The organism is Streptomyces sp. NPDC052301 (assembly GCF_044593395.1).
In the GTDB taxonomy this organism is placed as follows: domain Bacteria; phylum Actinomycetota; class Actinomycetes; order Streptomycetales; family Streptomycetaceae; genus Streptomyces.
The window spans coordinates 97,115-117,905 of record NZ_JBIUBE010000003.1 but is presented as its reverse complement, the minus strand read 5'-3'; the positions used below and the strand labels follow the sequence as shown (position 1 = coordinate 117,905).

Here is a 20,791-nt window from a genome sequence, read left to right as displayed (position 1 = left end):
ATGAGACATCCGACAGCCTCACGGATGGGGCCTAGCGAAGTTCTGGATGACGGCAGGGGTGGGGAGCGGGGCGCTCCGAGCAGGCGTACACGGCGTACACATGGGTGGTCGACGGCCTCACGGCCCCCACCCCGTTCGTGTCCGCGTGGTCCCTACGGTCGGCACATGAGTGCGTGGACGAAGAGCCCGGACGCGGCCGGGGTACGGGAGCCGGGGGTGCGCCGGGACTACGACGCCCAGCGGCGGCTGGTACGACGCCACCGGCGGACCGCCTGCCTCGCGGCGAGGCTGCTGCTCCCCCGGCACCTGCTGCCCCACGTGGTGGCGGCGACGGCCCTGATGCACCACGGCGACAACCTGCTGGACACCGGGCCGCGGCGCGAGGCGGCCTGGGCGGCCTGGGAGCGGCAGGTGCGCGAGGCGCTGCGGGCGGGGACGAGCGAGGACCCACTGCTCCGCGCCTGCCTGCACACCCCGTCCGCCCGCCCCCGGCTCCACGGCACGGCGGAGAGGTACCCGTCGACCGCCGCGGCCGAACTGGACTTCGCCGGCTTCGCCACCGAGGCCGACTACCAGGCCTGTCCGGACGCCTCCTGCCTCCCGCCTTCCTGCTGGTCGCCGATCTGCTCGGGCCCGGGCAGGAAGCGGAGGCCCGGGCCCACCGGGCCGCGGCCGGGCCTTCACACACCGGGTCGCCGGAGGTGAGGGAGGCGGGGACGCGCACCGGGTGCCGGCCGTCGCCGTAGGCGTCGTCGCTGTCGCAGGTGGGGCCGGCGACGACCGCCAGGACGTGCTCCTCGTCCCCGGCGTGCCCCGGGAAGACCATGCGGTGCGTCAACTGGTCCATCTCGTGGAGGCCGTTGAACTTGCCGCAGCTGAGGTACAGCCAGTGGGCGTCCGTTCCGTCCGGCTGCCGACGGCGGGTCAGCCGCGAGACGTGGGCGCGGACGGCACCGTGGTCGGCGACCAGATGGCGGCCGGGCTCCATGACGAAGCCGAGCGGGGCGGGGCTGAGGGCGCGCAGGCGGTCCATGCCCTCGCGGAGCACGGTGAAGATCTTGTCCAGGGGCGGGTCGAGGGGGTTGCCGTGCCGGTCAGGCCGCCCGCGGGTGCGGGCGGCCTGAGGGCCCGTCGGTCAGCCGGCGACGACGGCTTCCGCCGCCGCCACGCCGCAGACGCGGGCGGCGCCGTAGGTGGCGATGTGCAGGGCGCCGCGCGGGGCGGCCTGCGGCAGGCCCATCTCCACGACGACGGTGTCGGGGCGGGCGGCGAGCAGGGTGTCGAGGGCGGAGCCCATCCAGGCGTGCCGGTGCTCGTCACGGACCACGGCGACGATCCGGCGGCCGTCGGCGGCGGCGAGCACCTCCGGGGCGGCGCCCTCGCCGGTGAAGGAGCCGGAGGTGGTGCCGGGCAGCAGCCGTTCGAGCTCGGCGGCCGCGCCCCACGGGGTCTGGTCGCCGACGGCGATGTTGCGGGCCGGCTCGAACTGGGCGACGTACACCGGTGCGGTGACCGGTACGGCGGTGCCGGCGCGGGTCACGGTGAGCGCGCGGCGGGCCGCGACCAGGCCGATCTCGGGCTCCGGCGCGGTTCCGGCGGCGGCACCGCGTGCCCCGGCGGTCCAGGCGGCCAGCTCGCGCACCCGGGCGGCGGCGTCGGCCAGCCGCTCCTCGGGCAGTTCCCCGGCGCGTACGGCGGCCACGAGCGCGTCCCGCAGCTTCAGCACGGTGCCCTCGTCGCAGAGCCCGCCGCCGACACAGATGGCGTCGGCGCCGGCCGCGATGGCGAGGACCACGCCGTGCTCCAGGCCGTAGGTGCCGGAGATGGCGCGCATCTCCATGCCGTCGGTGACGATCAGGCCCTGGTAGCCGAGTTCGCCGCGCAGCAGCTCGGTGAGGATGCGGTGGGAGAGGGTGCCGGGGCGGTCGGGGTCGAGGGCGGGCACGAGGATGTGCGCGCTCATGATCGCCCGGGTGCCGGCGGCGATGGCCGCGCGGAACGGCGGCAGTTCGCGGGCGTAGAGGGTGTCGGCGTCGACGTCGATGCGGGGCACGGCGTGGTGGGAGTCGACGTTGGTGTCGCCGTGGCCGGGGAAGTGCTTGGTGCAGGCGGCGACGCCGGTGGACTGCAGGCCCTCGACCCAGGCCGCGGTGTGCCGGGCGACCAGGTCGGTGCCCGCACCGAAGGAGCGGACGCCGATGACCGGGTTGTCGGGGTTGGCGTTGACGTCGGCGGAGGGCGCCCAGTCGAAGGTGACGCCGCAGGCGGCCAGGCGCCGGCCGAGCTCGCGGGAGACGGCCCGGGTGAGGCCGGGGTCGTCGACGGCGCCGAGGGCGTGGTTGCCGGGGAAGGAGGAGCCGGTGCGCACGTCCAGGCGGGTGACGTCGCCGCTCTCCTCGTCGATGGCGACCAGCAGATCGTCCCGCTCGGCGCGCAACTGGGCCGTGAGGGCGGTGACCTGCTCCTCGCTGACGACGTTGCGGCCGAACAGGGCGACGGAGGCGAGGCCCTCGCCGAGGCGGCGGCGCACCCAGTCGGGCGCGGTGGTGCCGTCGAACCCCGGCTGGAGGACGGCGAGGGCGTCACGGGCGAGGGTGTCACCCGCGGCGGAGCCGCTGTCAGACCCAGTGGTGGCGAGTGTGGTCATCGGCGGGGTCATCCCTTCACGGCGCCGTCGGTCAGACCGCTGACAGCCTTGCGTTGCAGGAAGATGAAGAGGATCAGGATGGGCAGCGCGAACAGGGACGAGGCGGCCATCGTGGCGCCCCAGTCGTCGCCGAAGGCGGTCTGGAACTGCGACAGCCACAGCGGCAGGGTCTGCTTCTCGTTGTCCTTGTTGAGGATCAGGACGAGCGGGAACTCGTTCCAGGCGGTGATGAACCCGAACAGCGAGGTGGCCATGAGGCCGGGCGCGAGCAGCGGGAAGATCACCCTGCGGAAGGCCTGGACGCGGGTGCAGCCGTCGACCATCGCGGACTCCTCGAGCTCCTTGGGCACGGCGGCTACGTAGCCGCGCAGCGTCAGGACGGTCAGAGGCAGCACCATCATCGTGTAGAAGACGGTGAGCGGGACCAGGCTGTCGAGCATGTCGTTGTCCCGGACGATCATGTACATGGCGATGATCATGACCTCCCAGGGCGCCATCTGCGCCAGCATGAAGGTCACGATGAGCCCGCGCCGGCCACGGAACCGCATCCGGGCGAGCGCGAAGGCGGCGAACAGGGCGATGACGAGGGACAGCAGCACCGAACAGATCGTCACCGTCACGGAGTTGCCGACCAGCGTCCAGAAGTTGTCCGCGTCGACGGCCTTCTTGAAATGGCTGAAGGTGACGTTCGTCGGGAACCACACCGGGTTCTCGGAGATGATGTCGCCGGTCGGCTTGAAGGCCGTCGCGAACATCCAGTAGACGGGGAACACGAAGCCGGCGAAGAGGACGACGGCGGTCGCGTTGGGCCACACTCGGCCGAAGAGCGAGCGCTTCACAGCTCGTCCTCCTCTTGCTTGAGCACCATGCGCAGGTAGTACGAGGTCATGACGAGCAGCACCAGGATGGTCAGGAACGAGATGGCCGCACCGACGCCGAAGTGCTGGTTGCCGACGCCCTGGACGAAGGCGTAGATCGGCAGCGTCTCGGTGAGGTGGTCGGGGCCGCCCCCGTTGATGGCGAAGATCTGCGGGAACGCCTTGAAGATCCAGATGACCTCGAGGAAGGTCGTGGAGTACAGGAAGGGCCGCAGGATGGGGAAGGTCACCGAGGTGAAGCTCTTCCAGGCGCCGGCGCCGTCCAGGGACGCGGCCTCGTACAGCTCCCTGGGGATCGTGGTGGTGGCGGCGTAGAGGTTGATCGCCACGAAGGGGACCGACCCCCAGACGAGCAGCAGGATGATCACGGTGAACGTGGAGGTCTGGCTGCCGGTCCAGTTGTAGTCGGCCATGGAGTGCCAGCCGAGCTTGTCCAGGACCCAGTTGACGACGCCGAACCGCTGGGCGAACAGCCACTGGTAGACGGTGGTGGCCGCGAGGATCGGCATGGCCCAGGCGAGCACGAGACCGACCATGAGCAGCAGCCGCATCCTCTTGCCGAGGCGGGCCAGGAGCAGCCCGACCAGGGTGCCGATCACCATGATCAGGACGACGTTGATCGCGGTGAAGACCACCGAGCGCTCGACGACGTTCCAGAAGTCCGAACCGGTGAGGACCTCTTTGTAGTTGTCCACCCCGTTCCACTCGGTGAGGTGCTGGATGAGCTGGCGCGGGTTGAGGTTCTGGAACGACAGCATGCCGTTCTTCACCAGGGGCCAGCCGAGCAGGACCAGGGTGGCCAGCAGCGCCGGCAGCAGCAGGAGATAGGGGGCGGCGGCACCGCGCCGGGAGGGGGCCCGGGAGCCGCGGTCCTCACCCGTCGGCGGCCCGGGTGTCCTGGCCTTGCGGACAGCGGGCTGCCCGGCCGTGTCCGTGCCTTCGGTCTGCACTGACATGAGTTGTCATCTCTTCCGTGGCCGTACGAATGCGTGTGCCCTGCGCACGGCGAGGGACGCGCACGGCACATGAGGCCGGGGACGCCTGGACGGGCGCCCCCGGTGCGGGACTAGTTCTGCTGGGCCAGGCGCTTGTTGATCTCGGACTCGACGTCCTTGGCGGCGGCCTCGGGCGCCTTGCCGTTCAGGACCGCGGTCATGTAGGACTTGATCGGGTTCGGCGTGTTCTCCACCGCGGCCCACTCAGGGATCAGCGGGGTGGTACCGCCGCCGGCGGCGGCCGGTGCGGCGGCCTCGGCGGCGCCGTTGCCCCCCAGGTTGGTCTGCAGGGCCGTCTTGTTCGGGATGACGCCGTTGAGCTTGGACAGCTCGCCCTCGTACGTGTCGGACAGGGCGATCTTCAGGAACTCCTTGGCCAGGGACTGCTTCTTGCTGCCCTGGGCGACGGCGAGGTTGGAGCCGCCGAGGAAGACGCCCTCCGGCTTGCCGGCGCTCTCACCGGGGATGGTGAAGTAGCCGAGGTCCTTCTCGATGGCCTTGTTGGCCTGGATGGCGGTGCCGGCCTCCCAGCCCATGCCGATGAACGCGCCCGTCTTGCCCTTGGCGAAGACGGTGGCCTGCTGCGGGGTGGCCTCGTCCTTGTCCTTGGGGGCCTTGGAGAGGGCGGCGTACTTCTTGTAGATCTCCATGGCCGCGGTGACCTTCGGGTCGGCGAGGTTGGAGACGTACTTGTCGCCCTGCTTCTTCACCAGGTCGCCGCCCTGACCGATGATCAGGCCGTCGAAGAAGTACCAGTTCTGGCCCGGCAGGTAGATCGGCTCGGCGTCCGTCTTCTTGCCGATGGTCTGCAGGTCCTCGAGGAACTCGTCGCGGGTCTTGGGGGTGGACTTGATGCCGGCCTTCGCCCAGATCGCCTTGTTGTAGATGACGACACGGTTGGCGAAGTACCAGGGGGCGGCGTACTGCTTGCCCTCGTAGACGGAGGACTGGGAGACCGACGGCGTCCAGTCGGAGCCGATCTCCTTCTTCAGGTCGGCGAGGTCGGCGAGGCCGCCGGTGGCCGCGTACGCGGGGGTCTGGGTGTTGCCGACCTCCAGGACGTCCGGCGGGTTGTCCTCGGAGAGGGCGGTGGTGATCTTCTGCTGGATCCCGTCCCACTTCTGGATCTCGAACTTCAGCTTCGCGCCGGTCTTCTTCTCGAACGCGGCCTGGACGTCCTTGGACCACTGCGGCGGGGCCGAGCCGTCCATGGTCCAGACCGTCAGGGTCTGGCCCTTCCAGCTCTCCGGTCCCGCGTCCTTGCCGCTGTCCTTGCCGTCGTTTCCGCCACACGCCGCAACGGAGACCATCATGCCCGCGATCACGATCGCGGCAGCGAGCTTGCGCTTCACGCCACCCTCCTCAGGGATGCCACTAACCCCCCACGCCCTCGGCGGTGACCTGCGTACGACGCTGTTGCACGTAGGGCTCGGGACCTGGCCACTAATGGTGTAGACCAGTACGGTGGAGCTTGGCCTAGACCTTTCGGGGTGTCAAGGGTGGTCCGGGAAGCCGGTGGAGGCCGTTACGAGAAAGTCACCGGAGCGCGTCCGTCCGCATACGACCCTTTTCGCCCACCGGAGTTCACCGGAAACGAGTTGGACTAGACCATAGGACAGTTGGTCGCTATAACGGGAGCCCACCGACACGGGTTGGGAAGGCAGGCATGACCATCGACGCCGACGGCGCGCGCGTGCCGAAGTACTACCGGATCAAACAGCAACTGCTCGCCATGGCCGACGCGCTGCAGCCCGGCTCGGCCATGCCTGCGGAGCGGCTGCTCGCCGTCCGGTTCGACACCTCACGGACCACCGTCCGGCAGGCGCTCCAGGAGTTGGTCGGGGAGGGCCGGCTCGACCGGATCCAGGGCAAGGGCACGTTCGTCGCCCAGCCCAAGCTGTACCGCACGCTCCAGCTGACCTCGCACACCGAGGACATGCGGGCACAGGGGCTCACGCCCTCCTCGCAGATGCTGGACGTCGGGGAGGTGCCGGCGGACGAGCGGCTGGCGCGGCTGCTCGGCGTCGCCATCGGGGAGCGGGTGCTGCGCGTCGAACGGCTGCGGCTGGCCGGAGGCGATCCCATGGCGATCGAGACGACCCACCTGTCGGTGCGGCGCTTCCCCGGGCTGCGTGAGTCCCTGACCCGGTACCCCTCGCTCTACACCGCGCTCGCCGAGGTGTACGGCGTCCATCTCGCGGAGGCCGACGAGACCATCGAGACCTCCCTGTCCACCCCGCGCGAGGCCCAGCTGCTCGCCACCGACGTGGGACTGCCGATGCTGCTGCTGTCCCGGCACTCCCGGGACGCGGCAGGCTCCCCGGTGGAGTGGGTGCGCTCGGTGTACCGGGGCTCCCGGTACAAGTTCGTGGCCGCCCTGCGCCGGCCGGGCACCCCGGTGGTCCGGCGCGGGAGCGCTCCGCCGGACCGGGAACTCACTGCTGGACGAGGGTGACGTCCTGGTCCATGACCGCGTGGACGGCGGGCAGCACCGCGACACCCGCCGGGCGCATCTCCAGCAGCGTGGCCTGGACATGGGCGGATCCCGCCTGGAGGTTCTCCGACGACACCTTCCCCGAGTTCTGCCAGCGGTGCTCGGCACCGTCGCACTGGGCCATGCTGCCGCCGACACCGTGCAGGACGTGCGGGTCGGACTGGCTGACCGAGGAGCCGACGAACACCGGTCCGGTGCCGGCCGTGCAGCGGTAGCTGCCCGAGAGGGTGACGGTGCCGTCCGACGCGAGCCGGCCGGTGGCGTCGACGCCGATGGTCTCGGAAGGGTCCGCGCCGACCGGACCGACGGCGGCGCACAGCAGGGCGCCGGCGCCGAGGGCCGTGGCGAGGACGGGGCGTACGGGCATGGGGTACCTCCGGGTTCCAGGGGATCGACGGCCTCCACTGGTACCGGCCACCCGCACCACCGGCCGTGACCGTCACCCCATCGGTGGCGCGTCCCGCCGCCGGACCGTCCGGCCGTGTTGCCGGATTCCCTGCTCCGTGAGCGCGGGGCCGGATCAGGACCGAAGGTAGGTGAGGACGGCCAGGCTGCTTAGCGAGACCAGGCCGGCCCTGCTGCGCCGCGAGCGCATCGGCTTCGTGCTCCAGGCGTTCAACCCGCTGCCCTCGCTGACCGCCGAGCAGAACGGGGCCCTGCCGCTGCGTCTGGCCGGTCTCTCCCCGCGTCGCCGGCCGGTGGAGCTGACGGGCGCACGCGAGTGACCCCTGACCGGCGCTCGGGACAGGGCCCCCGACCCGCGTCCCCCACCTGCCGCTTCCACGGCGTACGACGCGTCCGCCCTGCGGGGACGACCGGCAATTGTCCGGGTGTTGTCACGCTTCACGGCGGACGGTTCCGGGGCGTTCACGGCGGGGGCATGGTCTAGGGGTGACCGGGCGGCGAGTAGGCCGCCGGCACCCCTCGCATCCGATGTGGAGGTGCGCCATGTGTTCCCACTCCCCCTCCTGCGCCGGTCCCGGCACCCTCGTCCGGCACCCCGTGGCCGCCCGCCCCGAGCAGGGCTGGACCCTGCTGTGCGACGGCTCGATCGTCTTCGACGACAGCGGGGAGCTGCACCCGGACGGCCGGGTGGTGCCGCCCTGCCGGCTCCCGGCGGACCGGCTCGCCGTGGCGGCCTGACCGGCTACGGCAGCACCGCGAACCCGTCCAGCTCCACCAGGGCCTGCTCGTCCCACAGCCGTACGACCTCGACGACGGCCATCGCGGGATAGTCCCGGCCCGCCGAGTCCCGCCAGATGCGCCCGAGTTCACGGGCGTGATTGCGGTAGGCGGCGACGTCGGTGGCGTAGACGGTGACGCGGGCGAGGTCGGCGGGGGTGCCGCCGGCCGCCCGCAGGGCGGTGAGGAGGTTGCCGAGCGCCCTCTCGAACTGCTCGGGAAGCGTGGCCCCGGTGACCTTGCCGTCGGTGTCGAGTGCGGTCTGCCCGGCGAGGAACACCACGCGGGAGCCGGCCGCGACCACGGCGTGCGAGAAGCCGGTGGGCGGGGACAGCTCGGGCGGATTGACGCGCTCCGTGCTCACTGGTCCTCCTTGGCCGCCGTGGCGTACAACTCCTTGGCGATGATGCCCCGTTGGACCTCGCTCGCCCCTTCGTAGATGCGCGGTGCGCGCACCTCGCGGTAGAGGTGTTCCAGGAGGTGGCCGCGGCGCAGGGCGCGGGCGCCGTGCAGCTGGACGGCGGTGTCGACGACGTACTGCGCCGTCTCGGTGGCGAGCAGCTTGGCCATCGCGGCGCGCTGCGGGACGTCGGCGGCGCCCTCGTCGTACGCCGTCGCCGCCGCGTACACCATCAGCCGGGCCGCCTCCGTGCGCAGCGCCATCTCGGCGACCTGGTGGGACACGGTCTGCAGCTCCCTCAGCGGGCCGCCGAACGCCTCCCTGCGGCGGGTGTGCCGGACGGTGGCGTCCAGGGCGGCCTGGGCCATGCCGACGGCAAAGGCGCCGACGCTGGGCCGGAAGAGGTTGAGGGTGCCCATGGCGACGGCGAAGCCGCGGTCGGCCTCGCCGAGGACGTCGGCGGCGGTGACGGGCACGGCGTCGAAGTCGAGGGCGCCGAGGGGGTGCGGCGAGATCATCTCCAGGGCGGTGCCGGTGAGCCCGGGCCGGTCGGCGGGGACCAGGAAGGCGGTCACGCCCCGGGCTCCGACGCCGGGCGTGGTACGGGCGAAGACCGTGTAGAGGTCGGCCTCGGGCGCGTTGGAGATCCAGCACTTGGCGCCGGTGAGCCGCCAGCCGGTGCCGTCCCGCTCCGCCGCCAGGGCGAGTGCGGCCGCGTCCGAACCGGCCCCCGGCTCGCTCAGCGCGAAGGCGGCGACCGCGCTGCCGTCGGCGACCGGGGGCAGCCAGCGCTCGCGCTGTGCGGGGGTGCCGTGGGTGTGCACCGGGTGGGCGCCGAGGCCCTGGAGGGCGAGGGCGGTCTCGGCCTCGGTGCAGGCCTGGGCGAGGGACTCGCGCATCAGGCACAGCTCGAGCGCTCCCGAGGTGAACAGCTGTGCGAGCAGCCCGAGTCGGCCGAGTTCGGCGAGGAGCGGCCGGTTGACGCGGCCCGGTTCGCCCTTGTCGGCGAGCGGGCGCAGCCGTTCGGCCGCCAGCGCGCGCAGCTCGGCGCACCAGGCGAGCTGCTCCGGTTCGAGTGAGAATGCGGGCACTGCCGTCCTCCCTCCGGTTCGGGCCACCGCGGCCCTCACCGCCACCGTCCGACGTCATGGCGGCCGGCCTCCGACGTTATCGCGGACAGTTGACTGCCGTCACCAACACGATACGCTCGAACCGCGAGCCCGCCAGAAAGCCCGTACGAACGCTTGTCACGGCTAGGCACAGGGGGCGAACCACCGATGCATGTCTCGGCCCATGTCGACACCTTCGCGCGCGACCACCTGCCCCCGCCGGACGCGTGGCCCGAGCTGCGGTTCGACCTGCCGGAGCTGCGCTACCCCGGTCGGCTGAACTGCGCCGCGGAACTGCTGGACCACGCCGACGCGGACCGCCCGGTCTTCCACACCCTGGACGGCCCCGGCTGGACGTACGGCGAGCTGCGCGGCCACGTCGACCGGATCGCGCACCTGCTCACCGGTGAGCTGGGCGTGGTCCCCGGCAACCGGGTGCTGCTGCGCGGCCCCACCACCCCCCATCTCGCCGCCTGCTGGCTGGCCGTGCTGAAGGCGGGCGCGGTCGCGGTCACCGTGCTGGCCCAGCAGCGCCCGCACGAGCTCGCGACCCTGTGCGAGATCGCCCGGGTGCAGTACGCGCTGTGCGACGTCCGGGCGGTGGACGACCTGGCCAAGGCCGAGGTCCCGGGCCTGGGGATCACGACGTACGGCGGCGACGCCCCCGACGACCTGCTGCGCCGCCCGGCACCCGGCACCCCGTTCCCGGCGGTCGACACCGCGGCCGACGACGTGGCCCTGATCGCCTTCACCTCCGGCACCACGGGTCGCCCAAAAGGGTGCATGCACTTCCACCGGGACGTGCTCGCGATCGCCGACACCTTCTCCCGGCACGTCCTTCGCCCCCGGAGCGACGACGTCTTCACCGGCAGTCCCCCGCTCGGCTTCACCTTCGGCCTCGGCGGGCTGGTGGTCTTCCCGATGCGAGCGGGCGCCAGCACCCTGCTCCTCGAACAGGCGGGACCCCGCCATCTGCTCCCCGCGATCGCCGGACACCGCGTCTCGGTGCTGTTCACCGCCCCGACCGCGTACCGCGCCATGCTGGACGAGCTGGACCGGTACGACGTCTCGTCCCTGCGCCGCTGCGTGTCGGCGGGCGAGAACCTGCCCGCGGCCACCTGGCGGGCCTGGCACGAGCGCACCGGTGTCCGCATCATCAACGGCATCGGCGCCACCGAGCTGCTGCACATCTTCGTCTCCGCCGCCGACGAGCACATCAGACCCGGCACCACCGGCGTCCCGGTACCGGGCTGGCAGGCGCGGATCCAGGACGCGGACGGCACGCCGGTGCCCGACGGCGAGCCCGGGCTGCTGGCCGTGCGCGGGCCGGTCGGCTGCCGCTATCTCGCCGACCCGCGGCAGCGCGAGTACGTCAGGGGCGGCTGGAACATCACCGGCGACACCTACGTCCGCGAGACCGACGGCTACTTCCGCTACGTGGCCCGCGCCGACGACATGATCATCTCCGCCGGGTACAACATCGCCGGACCGGAGGTGGAGGACGCCCTGCTGCGCCACCCGGACGTGGTGGAGACGGCGGTCGTGGGCCGACCCGACGAGGCCCGTGGGCAGGTCGTGGTGGCGTACACGGTCCTGCGGGACGGCGCCCGGCGCGACCCCGAGACGCTGCGTGCCTTCCTCACCTCCGAGCTGGCTCCCTACAAGTGTCCCCGCGAGTTCGTCTTCCTCGACGCACTGCCCCGCACGGCCACCGGCAAGCTGCAGCGGTTCCGGCTGCGCACCGAAGGTGACCGGCGGTGACGCCGACGACCTAAAATGATCAACGTGTCCGAGCAGCACGCCCCCCGGTCCCTCATCGTCACGCTCTACGGCGCGTACGGTCGCTTCATGCCCGGCCCGGTGCCGGTCGCCGAGCTGATCCGGCTGCTGGCCGCGGTCGGTGTGGACGCGCCCTCCGTCCGCTCCTCGGTGTCCCGGCTCAAACGCCGCGGTCTGCTGCTGCCGGCCCGCACGGAGTCCGGCGCGGCCGGCTACGAACTCTCCGCCGAGGCACGCCAGTTGCTCCTGGACGGCGACCGCCGCATCTACGCCACGGCGCCGCCGCAGGACGAGGGCTGGGTGCTCGCGGTGTTCTCGGTGCCCGAGTCGGAGCGGCAGAAGCGGCACGTCCTGCGCTCCCGGCTGGCCGGCCTGGGGTTCGGCACCGCGGCGCCCGGCGTGTGGATCGCTCCTGCGCGCCTGTACGAGGAGGCGCGGCACACGCTCGTACGGCTGCACCTGGACCCGTACGTGGACTTCTTCCGCGGGGAGCACCTGGGCTTCGCGGCCACGGCCGAGGCGGTGGCCCGCTGGTGGGACCTCGCCGCCGTGGCCAAGGAGCACGAACGCTTCCTGGACGCGCACGGGCCGGTCCTGCGCGCCTGGCAGCGCCGCGCGGCCACCCCGCCCGAGGACGCCTACCGCGACTACCTCCTCGCCCTGGACTCCTGGCGCCACCTGCCGTACACCGACCCGGGACTGCCCACCGCGCTGCTGCCGGCCGGCTGGCCGGGCGTGCGCTCGGCGGAGGTGTTCCGTGCCCTGCACGAGCGGCTGCGGGACGCGGGCGCCCGGTTCGTGGGAGTGTGAGGCGCGTCAGGCGCAGAACCGGCAGTACACCTGCGCCCCGGCCGTCCTGGCGCGGTGTGCCAGGGCCGCGGCGAGCCCGTCCCGGCCCGGCCCGATCGCCCGCTCCACCGCCGCCTGCCGGTCGGCCGCCCAGAAGCACTCGGAGATCACGCTCACCGTCCGAGTGCAGCAGAGGGCTCCGACACTCAGCCGTCGAGGGTCAGCCTGGGCTTGGGGGCGTCCGTGCGGCCGGTCTGCGGGCGGCGGCTGCCCGCCCGGTACGGCGCGGGCCACCCGGCGCCCGGGCCCTCGTAGCCCTGCTCGGCCGCCGCGTGCAGGGTCCAGTGCGGGTCGTACAGGTGGGGACGGGCCAGCGCGCACAGGTCGGTGCGGCCGGCGAGCACGAGCGAGTTGACGTCGTCCCACGAGGAGATCGCGCCGACCGCGATCACCGGGACACCGGCCTCGTGCCGGATGCGGTCGGCGAACGGCGTCTGGTACGACCGGCCGAACTCCGGCTGCTCCTCGGCCACCACCTGCCCGGTGGAGACGTCGATCGCGTCGGCGCCGTGCGCGGCGAAGGCGCGGGCGATCCCGACGGCGTCCTCGGCGGTGGTGCCGCCCTCGGCCCAGTCGGTGGCGGAGATGCGGACCGTCATGGGCCGTTCGGCCGGCCACACGGTCCGGACGGCGTCGAACACCTCCAGCGGGAACCGCAGCCGCTTCTCCAGTGAGCCACCGTAGGCGTCGGTGCGGCGGTTGGTGAGCGGGGAGAGGAACCCGGAGAGCAGATAGCCGTGGGCGCAGTGCAGTTCCAGCAGGTCGAAGCCGGCCCGGGCGGCCCGCCACGCGGCGGCGGTGAACTGTTCGCGGATGTCGGTGAGCTGGGCCCGGGAGAGCTGGCGCGGGGTCTGGCCGCCGGGCCGGTACGGCAGCGGGGAGGCGGCGACGAGGGGCCAGTTGCCCTCGGGCAGCGGCTCGTCCATGCCCTCCCACATCAGCTTGGTGGAGCCCTTGCGGCCGGAGTGGCCGAGCTGTACGCCGATCGCGGTGCCGGGTGCCTGGGTGTGCACGAACTCGGTGACCCGCCGCCAGGCCTCGGCCTGCCGGCCGGTGTAGAGGCCGGCGCAGCCGGGGGTGATCCGGCCCTCCGCGCTGACGCAGACCATCTCGGTCATCACCAGGCCGGCCCCGCCGAGGGCGCGGGCGCCGAGGTGGACGAGGTGGAAGTCGCCCGGGATGCCGTCGACCGCCGAGTACATGTCCATCGGGGAGACGACGACCCGGTTGCGCAGGGTCAGCCCGCGCAGCCGGAACGGGGTGAACATGGGGGGCGTACCGGGCGGGCAGCCGAACTCGCGCTCCACCGCCTCGGTGAAGCGGGAGTCGCGCAGCCGAAGGTTGTCGTGGGTGACGCGGCGGCTGCGGGTGAGCAGGTTGAAGGCGAACTGGCGGGGCGGCTGGTCGAGGTACAGCGGCAGGTTCTCGAACCACTCCAGGCTCGCCCGGGCGGCCCGCTGGGTGGAGGCGACGACGGGCTTGCGCTCCTCCTCGTACGCGGCCAGCGCCTCCTGGAGGGTGGGCCGCTCGCGCAGACAGGCGGCGAGCGCGAGGGCGTCCTCCACGGCGAGCTTGGTGCCGGAGCCGATGGAGAAGTGGGCGGTGTGGGCGGCGTCCCCGAGGAGGACGACGTTGCCGTGCGACCAGCGCTCGTCGACCACCGTGCGGAAGGTCGTCCAGGTCGAGTTGTTGGAGTGCAGGGGGCGTCCGCCGAGCGCGTCCGCGAAGATCTTGGCGCAGCGCTCGATGGACTCGTGTTCCGCCAGTTCGTCGAAACCGGCCGCCCGCCAGACCTCCTCGCGCATCTCGATGATCACGGTGGAGGCGCCGGCCGAGTAGGGGTAGCCGTGCAGCTGCATCACGCCGTGCTCGGTCTCGGCGATCTCGAAGCGGAAGGCGTCGAAGGCGAAGTCGGCGGCGAGCCAGATGTAGCGGCAGCGGTGCGCGGTCACCCGGGGGCGGAACACGTCGGCGTGGCTCGCGCGGGTGGCGCTGTGCACACCGTCGGCGGCGACGACCAGGTCGTGGGTCGCGGAGAGCTGCTCCAGGGGCGGGGCCTCGGTGCCGAAGTGGATCTCCACCCCGAGGGCGTGGCAGCGCTCGTGCAGGATCTTCAGCAGGGTCCGCCTGCGCACCGCGGCGAAGCCGTGCCCGCCGGAGGTGTACCGGGTGCCCCGGTGGACGATGTCGATGTCGTCCCACCGTACGAAGTGCCGCTCGAGCGCCTCGTACACCACGGGGTCGGCGTGTTCGATGCCGCCCAGGGTCTCGTCGGAGAGGACGACGCCGAAGCCGAAGGTCTCGTCGGGGGCGTTGCGCTCCCAGACGGTGACGTCCCGCGCGGGGTCCAGCCGTTTCAGCAGGGCGGCGGCGTAGAGGCCGCCGGGGCCTCCGCCGATGATCGCCACACGCATGGGACCTCACCTCCCCCGCCACTTCGGCGGGCGCTTCTCCGTGAAGGCCGCGTGGAACTCCGCGTAGTCCTCGCCGTTCATCAGCAGGGCCTGGGTGGAGGCGTCCAGCTCCACCGAGGCCGCGAGCGGCATGTCGAGCTCGGCCGTCAGCAGGGCCTTCGTCTGGGCGTGGGCCAGCGCGGGGCCGTCGGCCAGGCGGCGGGCGAGCTGCCCGGACGCCTCGTCGGCGTGGCCCTCCTCGGTCAGCTCGCTGATCAGACCGATGCGCTCCGCCTCGGGAGCGCGGACCGGCTCGCCCAGCATCAGCAGGCGGGTGGCGTGACCGAGCCCCACCACCCGGGGCAGCAGATAGGCCGCGCCCATGTCGCCGCCGGAGAGGCCGACCCGGGTGAAGAGGAAGGCGAAGCGCGCCGAGGGGTCCGCCACCCGGAAGTCCGCCGCGAGGGCCAGAACGGCTCCCGCGCCCGCCGCGACCCCGTGCACGGCGGCGATCACCGGGAAGGGGCATTCGCGGATCGCCCGGACGACCTGGCCGGTCATCCGGTTGAAGTCGAGCAGCTGGGCGGTGTCCATGGACAGGGTGGCGCCGATGATCTCGTCGACGTCGCCGCCGGAGCAGAAGCCGCGCCCCTCACCGGCCAGCACGAGGGCCCGTACCGCGCGCTCCCGGGACAGCTCGGCGAGCAGGTCGCGCAGGTCGGCGTAGGCGCCGAAGGTGAGCGCGTTGAGTTTGTCGGGCCGGGCGAGGGTGACGGTGGCGACCCCGTCGGCGAGCTGGACCCGCAGGTGCTCCCAGTCGGCGGTGCGGGCGGCGGAGCCGGTGAAGGGACTCATGACGTGCGGCCTCCTAGGGCGGCGGTGCCGTACGTTGCACTACCCCCCGAAGCTATCACTCATTTGTGACTGTCGTCACGGGCACGCGACAGCCGTACGCCGATCGGCCGAAACAGGTCACGTGCGTCACCGGTCGTCGACAGCGCCGTAACAGTGGTCTCGCCGGGGCGAGGTGCGCCGTTCGCCTGGGTAAGCCGCCCGGTACCGGGGCCGACGGTCCCGGGCGAAGCCCGACGACGGTCTGTGGTGGCCGGGCCCGTACCATTCCTACAGTCGAAAGCAGGACAGCCTGCTCCATGAACGGACTCGCCTTGCACGAACGCCCCACCGAACCGGCTTCCTGGCGCATCGCACTGCCGCACACCGCCGCCGCGGTGCCCGTGGCCCGTGCCCTGGTGCGGACGGCCCTCGCCGAGGTGGAGCACACGGCCGACAGCGACACCGCGGAGCTGCTCACGGCCGAGCTGGTGGCCAACGCGGTGGAGCACACCGCGGGGCGCGGTCCGATAGAGCTGGTGGTGGAGCTGATGCCGACCGGCTGCCAGGTCGAGGTGCACGACGCGGACCCGGCGCCGCCGGGCCATCTGACCCGCCCGGTGATCGAGGAACCCGACCTCTGGCAGGAGGGCGGGCGCGGGCTGCTGCTGATCCGCGCCCTCAGCTCCTCCTGCGGTCACCGCCCCACCCCGTCGGGCAAGGCGGTGTGGTTCAGACTGCCTGCAATTCCTGGTCAGCGGCGTCCGGCGTGACCTCGGGGGCCGCCTCGGCCAGCGTGGAGTGCCGGCGGCCGTAGCCGACGTAGACCAGCAGGCCCACCACGAGGAACACGGCGAACTGGACCCAGGTCCGCCAGCCGGTCTCGTACATCAGGTACAGGCAGAAGCCGACACCGAGCACCGGGCCCACGGGGTACAGCGGGACGCGGAAACTGCGGGTGAGGCCCGGCTCGCGGCGGCGCAGCGCGATCACCACGATGTTGACGACGGCCATGATGGCGAGCGTGCCGATGGTGCACAGGTTCATCACGGCGTCGAGGGAGGCGAAGGCCGCCGGGAGCGCGAAGACCAGGGCGACGATCAGCGTGCCGGCCACCGGCGTGGAGGTTTTCGGGGAGACCTTCTCGAAGACGCGCGGGATCAGTCCGTCCCGGGACATCGACATCAGGATGCGGGTCTGGCCGTACATCACGGCGAGGACGACCGAGGCGATGGCGACGACCGCGCCGAAGGCGATGACCCCGCCGCCGATGCTGGAGCCGGTGACCGCGTTGACGACGTAGGAGAGCGCCGCGGGGCGGCCCGCCACCTGCTTGCCGCCGACGGCGCCGATCGCGGCGAGCGCGACCGCGCAGTACAGCAGGGTCACGATGCCCATGCAGACCATGATCGCGACCGGGATGTCCCGGCGCGGGTTCTTGGCCTCCTCGCCGGCCGTGGTGATCGCGTCGAAGCCGATGTAGGAGAAGAACGCGGCCGTGGTGCCCGCGCCGATGCCGCCGAGGCCGGCAGGGGAGAACGGGGTGAGGTTGCCGTGCTTGAAGGCGCTGTAGCCGATGGCGCAGAAGGCCAGCAGGATGACGAGCTTCACGGCGGCCATGGCGGCCGTGGCCCGGGCGCTCTCGCGCACCCCGCGCACCAGCAGCACGGAGGCCATGGCGATGACGATCACGGCGGGCAGGTTCACGATCCCGCCGTCACCGGGGCCCGCGGACAGGACGGCCGGGAGCTGGACGCCGGTGAGGCTGTGCAGCAGCTCGTTGACGTACTGGCTCCAGCCGACCGCGACGGCCGAGATGGAGATGCCGTACTCCAGCAGCAGGCACCAGCCGACCAGGAAGGCGGTGGTCTCGCCGAGACCGGCGTAGGCGAAGGAGTACGAGGAGCCGGAGACCGGGATCGCGCCGCCCAGCTCCGCGAAGGAGAAGGCGGTGAAGACGCAGGTGATCGCGGCGAGGACGAAGGAGACGACGACGGCCGGACCGGCCTGGGCGACGGAGTCGGAGAGACCGACGAAGATGCCGGTGCCGACGATGGCGCCGACGCCGAAGCAGATGAGCTGGAAGAGGCCCATCGTGCGCTGCAGGCCGTGGCCCTCGCGGTCGGCGCCGGATTCGGCGACGAGCAGGTGCGGGGACTTGATGCGGGGAGCGGGCATTGCGGGTGGTGCTCGTTTCTGGTGGTGCGGGCGACCGGGGTGGGGTCGCGGCGACGGCCGGAATGGGTGATTCCGGGCCGTCGGCCAGGATAAGGGCTGGTCGGGGGCGTGGACCAGGGGTTACCGGGCGAGTGTGGCGACCAGCACCGCCTTGATGGTGTGCAGGCGGTTCTCGGCCTCGTCGAAGACGACCGAGTGGGCGGACTCGAACACCTCGTCCGTGACCTCGAGCGAGGTCAGGCCGTAGGTCGCGTGGATCTCCTGCCCCACCTTGGTGCCGAGGTCGTGGAAGGCCGGCAGGCAGTGCAGGAACTTCACGTCCGGGTTGCCGGTGGCGCGCAGGACGTCCATGGTCACGGCGTACGGCGCCAGTGCCTCGATCCGCTCGGCCCAGACCTCCTTGGGCTCCCCCATGGAGACCCAGACGTCGGTGGCGACGAAGCCGGCGCCCGCCACCCCCTCCGCCACGTCCTCGGTGAGGGTGATCCGGGCACCGCTGGACGCGGCCAGTTCCTGGGCGCGGTCGACGATCTCCTGGGCGGGCCAGTAGGACTTCGGGGCGACGATCCGCACGTCCATGCCGAGCAGGGCGCCGGTGACCAGGTAGGAGTTGCCCATGTTGAAGCGGGCGTCGCCGAGGTAGGCGAAGGCGGTCTCCGTCAGCGGCCGGGCGCTGTGCTCGGTCATGGTGAGCACGTCGGCGAGCATCTGGGTGGGGTGCCAGTCGTCGGTGAGGCCGTTGTAGACCGGCACGCCTGCGTATGCGGCCAGCTCCTCGACCTTGGCCTGGCTGTCGCCGCGGTACTCGATGCCGTCGAACATCCGGCCGAGGACGCGGGCGGTGTCCCGCACGGACTCCTTGTGCCCGATCTGCGAGCCGGAAGGGTCGAGGTACGTGGTGGAGGCGCCCTGGTCGGCGGCGGCCACCTCGAACGCGCACCGGGTGCGCGTCGAGGTCTTCTCGAAGATCAGCGCGATGTTACGGCCGCGCAGGTACTGCGTCTCGGTCCCGGCCTTCTTGGCGGCCTTCAGCTCGGCCGCCAGCTCGACCAGGCCGCGCAGCTCCTCCGCGCTGAAGTCCAGCTCCTTGAGGAAGTGGCGGCCGGCGAGGGCGGCGGTCGGGACTGTCGCCATGGGGGGCGCTCCAGAGGTACGGCGGCAAAGGACTCCGTAAGTCTATACGACCCTTCACATTTATATACAGCATCACTGGACGGCGTCCCGCTCCACGGGACAGCTCATGCACCGGGGACCGCCCCTGCCCCGTCCCAGCTCGCTGCCCGGGATCTCGATCACCTCGATGCCCCGCTTGCGCAGATGGGTGTTGGTGGTGGAGTTCCGCTCGTAGGCGACCACCACTCCGGGCTCGACCGCGAGCACGTTGCAGCCGTCGTCCCACTGCTCCCGCTCGGCGGCGTGCACGTCCTGCGTGGCGGTCAGCACGCGGATCTCCCCCAGGCCGAGGGCGGCGGCGATCGCTCGGTGCATGTGCTCCGGCGGATGGTCGGTGACCTTCAGCTCCCGCTCGCCGACGCCGGGCTCAATGGTGTACGAGCGCAGCATGCCGAGCCCGGCGTACTGGGTGAAGGTGTCGCCGTCGACCATGGTCATCACGGTGTCGAGGTGCATGAAGGCGCGCCGTTTGGGCATGTCGAGCGCGACGATCGTGCGCGCCGAGCCGGCCGCGAAGAGCTCGTGCGCGAGCATCTCCACGGCCTGCGGGGTGGTGCGCTCGCTCATCCCGATGAGCACGGCGCCGTTGCCGATCACCAGGACGTCGCCGCCCTCGATGGTGGAGGGGTGGTCGGCCTGCCCCCGGGACCAGACGCGGAACGTTTCGTCACGGAACAGCGGGTGGTGCCGGTAGATCGCCTCGAAGTGGACGCTCTCGCGCTGCCGGGCGGGCAGCCGCATGGCGTTGATCGCGACCCCGTCGTAGACCCAGGCGGAGGTGTCTCGGGTGAAGAGGTGGTTCGGCAGGGGCCCGAGCAGGAAGTCGTCGAGGTCCATCACATGGAAGCGGACGGACGTCGGCTCCGCGTGCGCCTCCAGGAACTCCCGCTTGGTCATGCCGCCCACCAGCGCCTCCGCCAGCTCCCGCGCGGGCAGGGTCTCGAAGGCGGCGCGCAGATGGTCGGTGGCGAGGGGGCCGTACTCCTTCTCGTCGAAGACCCGGTCGAGGACGAGGGTGCGGGCCTCGGGCAGTTCCAGGGTCTCGGCGAGCAGATCGCCGAAGAGGTGCACGGCGACCCCGCGGTCGCGCAGGACGTCGGCGAAGCCGTCGTGCTCGGCGCGCGCCCGGCGCACCCACAGCACGTCGTCGAAGAGCAGGGCGTCCTTGTTGCTGGGGGTGAGCCTTTTGAGCTCCAGGTCGGGCCGGTGCAGGATCACACGGCGCAACCGCCCGGCCTCCGAGTCGACGTGGTAGGTCATGCCTCCATCCTGGCCGTCACCGCCTGCCTTCACGCCCTTCTCGACCGTTTCCGGTGCTTGTATTTTTCGTCCGGACCTCACCGAGTTCCAGGCATGAACCGGCCGAGGCGCCGATCACCGCAGAACAGCCCGCCGCTGTCCCCGCGCAGCCGCATGGATCTCGTGGTCGCCGCCGGGGGCACCGGGGCGGTGGGTCAGCGCTTCGGCGGCGGCTTGATCAGGTAGATCCGGCGGGCCGGCTCCAACGCGGTCAGCAGCACGTCGGCGCCGTTCCAGCGCTACCGGCGCTGCTGCCACACGGAGCCGACGGTGCCGCTCGAATCGACGGTGTGCGCGTTCACGACGAGCGCGGACCGATCGCTCCAGTCATGGATCTCGTACTCGCGGGGGCCTACCGCCCAGGCGTGCCCGCCCCGGAGTCGCTGGGCGATCAGCCCGGGAATCACCTGGAACCGGGCCCCTTCGGCCAGGGCCACGGCCAGCCTCTCGACACCGGCGGGGGACGCGGGTGGGTCGGGTGTCCGTCCTGGACGTGCGCGTGCCGGTTCGAGGCTGCTGGTTGCGCCGTCGTGGCCGACTGCCCTCGGAGGCGAGGGCAGCACCGTTCGCCCGGGCCGCCAGGT

At 72.1% G+C, this 20,791-nt stretch carries 20 protein-coding genes and 2 pseudogenes; 7 read left to right on the top strand and 15 right to left on the bottom strand.

Annotated features, from left to right (window positions below):
• The first annotated feature begins 165 nt into the window (after positions 1-165).
• The gene (locus tag ACIHEJ_RS07980) at positions 166-705 is read left to right on the top strand and encodes a hypothetical protein (protein WP_400133064.1); all 540 of its coding nucleotides are present in this window, start codon (positions 166-168) and stop codon (positions 703-705) included.
• On the opposite strand, the pseudogene ACIHEJ_RS07975 reads toward ACIHEJ_RS07980, so the two are convergent.
• The 5 genes and pseudogenes from ACIHEJ_RS07975 to ACIHEJ_RS07955 all read right to left on the bottom strand — a co-directional run.
• A pseudogene (locus ACIHEJ_RS07975) lies at positions 686-1,105 on the bottom strand (type III PLP-dependent enzyme); the annotation flags it as partial. The gene ACIHEJ_RS07980 and the pseudogene ACIHEJ_RS07975 overlap by 20 nt on opposite strands.
• Positions 1,106-1,135: 30 nt before the next feature.
• Entirely contained in the window at positions 1,136-2,647 is a 1,512-nt protein-coding gene (locus tag ACIHEJ_RS07970) for a glycoside hydrolase family 3 protein (protein ID WP_400133062.1), read from the bottom strand.
• An 8-nt stretch (positions 2,648-2,655) separates the two neighbouring features.
• Positions 2,656-3,486 carry a carbohydrate ABC transporter permease gene (locus ACIHEJ_RS07965; RefSeq protein ID WP_400133060.1) on the bottom strand — a complete coding sequence of 277 codons (831 nt, stop codon included), beginning with the start codon at positions 3,484-3,486 and terminating at the stop codon, positions 2,656-2,658.
• Complete coding sequence (locus tag ACIHEJ_RS07960) at positions 3,483-4,481, bottom strand: carbohydrate ABC transporter permease (protein WP_400133058.1); 999 nt, start codon at positions 4,479-4,481, stop codon at positions 3,483-3,485. Before ACIHEJ_RS07960 ends, ACIHEJ_RS07965 begins: the two co-directional genes overlap by 4 nt.
• A 110-nt stretch (positions 4,482-4,591) precedes the next feature.
• The gene (locus tag ACIHEJ_RS07955) at positions 4,592-5,872 is read right to left on the bottom strand and encodes an extracellular solute-binding protein (protein ID WP_400133056.1); all 1,281 of its coding nucleotides are present in this window, start codon (positions 5,870-5,872) and stop codon (positions 4,592-4,594) included.
• 314 nt (positions 5,873-6,186) lie between these two features.
• Here ACIHEJ_RS07955 and ACIHEJ_RS07950 point away from each other — a divergent pair, with 314 nt between their 5' ends.
• The gene (locus ACIHEJ_RS07950) at positions 6,187-6,975 is read left to right on the top strand and encodes a GntR family transcriptional regulator (protein ID WP_400133054.1); all 789 of its coding nucleotides are present in this window, start codon (positions 6,187-6,189) and stop codon (positions 6,973-6,975) included.
• Here the strand turns inward: ACIHEJ_RS07950 and ACIHEJ_RS07945 are convergent.
• Positions 6,956-7,381: a DUF6299 family protein gene (locus tag ACIHEJ_RS07945; RefSeq protein ID WP_400133052.1), complete on the bottom strand. Its 426-nt coding sequence runs from the start codon at positions 7,379-7,381 to the stop codon at positions 6,956-6,958. The genes ACIHEJ_RS07950 and ACIHEJ_RS07945 overlap by 20 nt on opposite strands.
• A 187-nt stretch (positions 7,382-7,568) precedes the next feature.
• On the opposite strand from ACIHEJ_RS07945, the pseudogene ACIHEJ_RS07940 reads away from it, so the two are divergent.
• Positions 7,569-7,715: pseudogene (locus ACIHEJ_RS07940) on the top strand (ABC transporter ATP-binding protein); the annotation flags it as partial.
• Between the two features lie 247 nt (positions 7,716-7,962).
• Complete coding sequence (locus ACIHEJ_RS07935) at positions 7,963-8,157, top strand: DUF5999 family protein (RefSeq protein WP_400133050.1); 195 nt, start codon at positions 7,963-7,965, stop codon at positions 8,155-8,157.
• 4 nt (positions 8,158-8,161) lie between these two features.
• On the opposite strand, the gene ACIHEJ_RS07930 is transcribed toward ACIHEJ_RS07935, so the two are convergent.
• On the bottom strand, positions 8,162-8,560 hold the full coding sequence (locus tag ACIHEJ_RS07930) for a RidA family protein (protein WP_400133048.1): 399 nt from the start codon (positions 8,558-8,560) through the stop codon (positions 8,162-8,164).
• On the bottom strand, positions 8,557-9,687 hold the full coding sequence (locus tag ACIHEJ_RS07925) for an acyl-CoA dehydrogenase family protein (RefSeq protein ID WP_400133046.1): 1,131 nt from the start codon (positions 9,685-9,687) through the stop codon (positions 8,557-8,559). Before ACIHEJ_RS07925 ends, ACIHEJ_RS07930 begins: the two co-directional genes overlap by 4 nt.
• A 186-nt stretch (positions 9,688-9,873) precedes the next feature.
• Between ACIHEJ_RS07925 and ACIHEJ_RS07920 the strand changes: the two genes are divergently transcribed.
• Together ACIHEJ_RS07920 and ACIHEJ_RS07915 are read left to right on the top strand one after the other, a co-directional pair.
• Positions 9,874-11,466, top strand: coding sequence for an AMP-binding protein (locus ACIHEJ_RS07920; RefSeq protein ID WP_400133044.1), 1,593 nt, complete (start codon positions 9,874-9,876; stop codon positions 11,464-11,466).
• A gap of 15 nt (positions 11,467-11,481) precedes the next feature.
• A complete protein-coding gene (locus ACIHEJ_RS07915; protein ID WP_400133042.1) occupies positions 11,482-12,294 on the top strand; it encodes a PaaX family transcriptional regulator C-terminal domain-containing protein in 813 nt (270 codons plus the stop codon).
• Positions 12,295-12,300: 6 nt separating this feature from the next.
• On the opposite strand, the gene ACIHEJ_RS07910 is transcribed toward ACIHEJ_RS07915, so the two are convergent.
• The 3 genes from ACIHEJ_RS07910 to ACIHEJ_RS07900 are packed head-to-tail and all read right to left on the bottom strand — an operon-like array spanning position 12,301 to position 15,581.
• Positions 12,301-12,450 carry a hypothetical protein gene (locus ACIHEJ_RS07910; RefSeq protein ID WP_400133040.1) on the bottom strand — a complete coding sequence of 50 codons (150 nt, stop codon included), beginning with the start codon at positions 12,448-12,450 and terminating at the stop codon, positions 12,301-12,303.
• A 29-nt stretch (positions 12,451-12,479) separates the two neighbouring features.
• Complete coding sequence (locus tag ACIHEJ_RS07905; protein WP_400133038.1) at positions 12,480-14,747, bottom strand: bifunctional salicylyl-CoA 5-hydroxylase/oxidoreductase; 2,268 nt, start codon at positions 14,745-14,747, stop codon at positions 12,480-12,482.
• Positions 14,748-14,753: 6 nt separating this feature from the next.
• Positions 14,754-15,581: an enoyl-CoA hydratase family protein gene (locus ACIHEJ_RS07900; RefSeq protein ID WP_400133036.1), complete on the bottom strand. Its 828-nt coding sequence runs from the start codon at positions 15,579-15,581 to the stop codon at positions 14,754-14,756.
• A 296-nt stretch (positions 15,582-15,877) separates the two neighbouring features.
• Here ACIHEJ_RS07900 and ACIHEJ_RS07895 point away from each other — a divergent pair, with 296 nt between their 5' ends.
• Positions 15,878-16,330: an ATP-binding protein gene (locus ACIHEJ_RS07895; protein ID WP_400133034.1), complete on the top strand. Its 453-nt coding sequence runs from the start codon at positions 15,878-15,880 to the stop codon at positions 16,328-16,330.
• On the opposite strand, the gene ACIHEJ_RS07890 is transcribed toward ACIHEJ_RS07895, so the two are convergent.
• From ACIHEJ_RS07890 to ACIHEJ_RS07875, 4 genes are all read right to left on the bottom strand, one after another.
• Positions 16,290-17,735, bottom strand: coding sequence for an amino acid permease (locus tag ACIHEJ_RS07890; RefSeq protein ID WP_400133032.1), 1,446 nt, complete (start codon positions 17,733-17,735; stop codon positions 16,290-16,292). The genes ACIHEJ_RS07895 and ACIHEJ_RS07890 overlap by 41 nt on opposite strands.
• Before the next feature lie 120 nt (positions 17,736-17,855).
• Positions 17,856-18,869: an ornithine carbamoyltransferase gene (gene argF, locus ACIHEJ_RS07885; protein ID WP_400133029.1), complete on the bottom strand. Its 1,014-nt coding sequence runs from the start codon at positions 18,867-18,869 to the stop codon at positions 17,856-17,858.
• Positions 18,870-18,941: 72 nt separating this feature from the next.
• The gene (locus tag ACIHEJ_RS07880) at positions 18,942-20,168 is read right to left on the bottom strand and encodes an arginine deiminase (protein ID WP_400133027.1); all 1,227 of its coding nucleotides are present in this window, start codon (positions 20,166-20,168) and stop codon (positions 18,942-18,944) included.
• Between the two features lie 278 nt (positions 20,169-20,446).
• Positions 20,447-20,644 carry a hypothetical protein gene (locus ACIHEJ_RS07875; protein WP_400133025.1) on the bottom strand — a complete coding sequence of 66 codons (198 nt, stop codon included), beginning with the start codon at positions 20,642-20,644 and terminating at the stop codon, positions 20,447-20,449.
• Between the last annotated feature and the right edge of the window lie 147 nt (positions 20,645-20,791).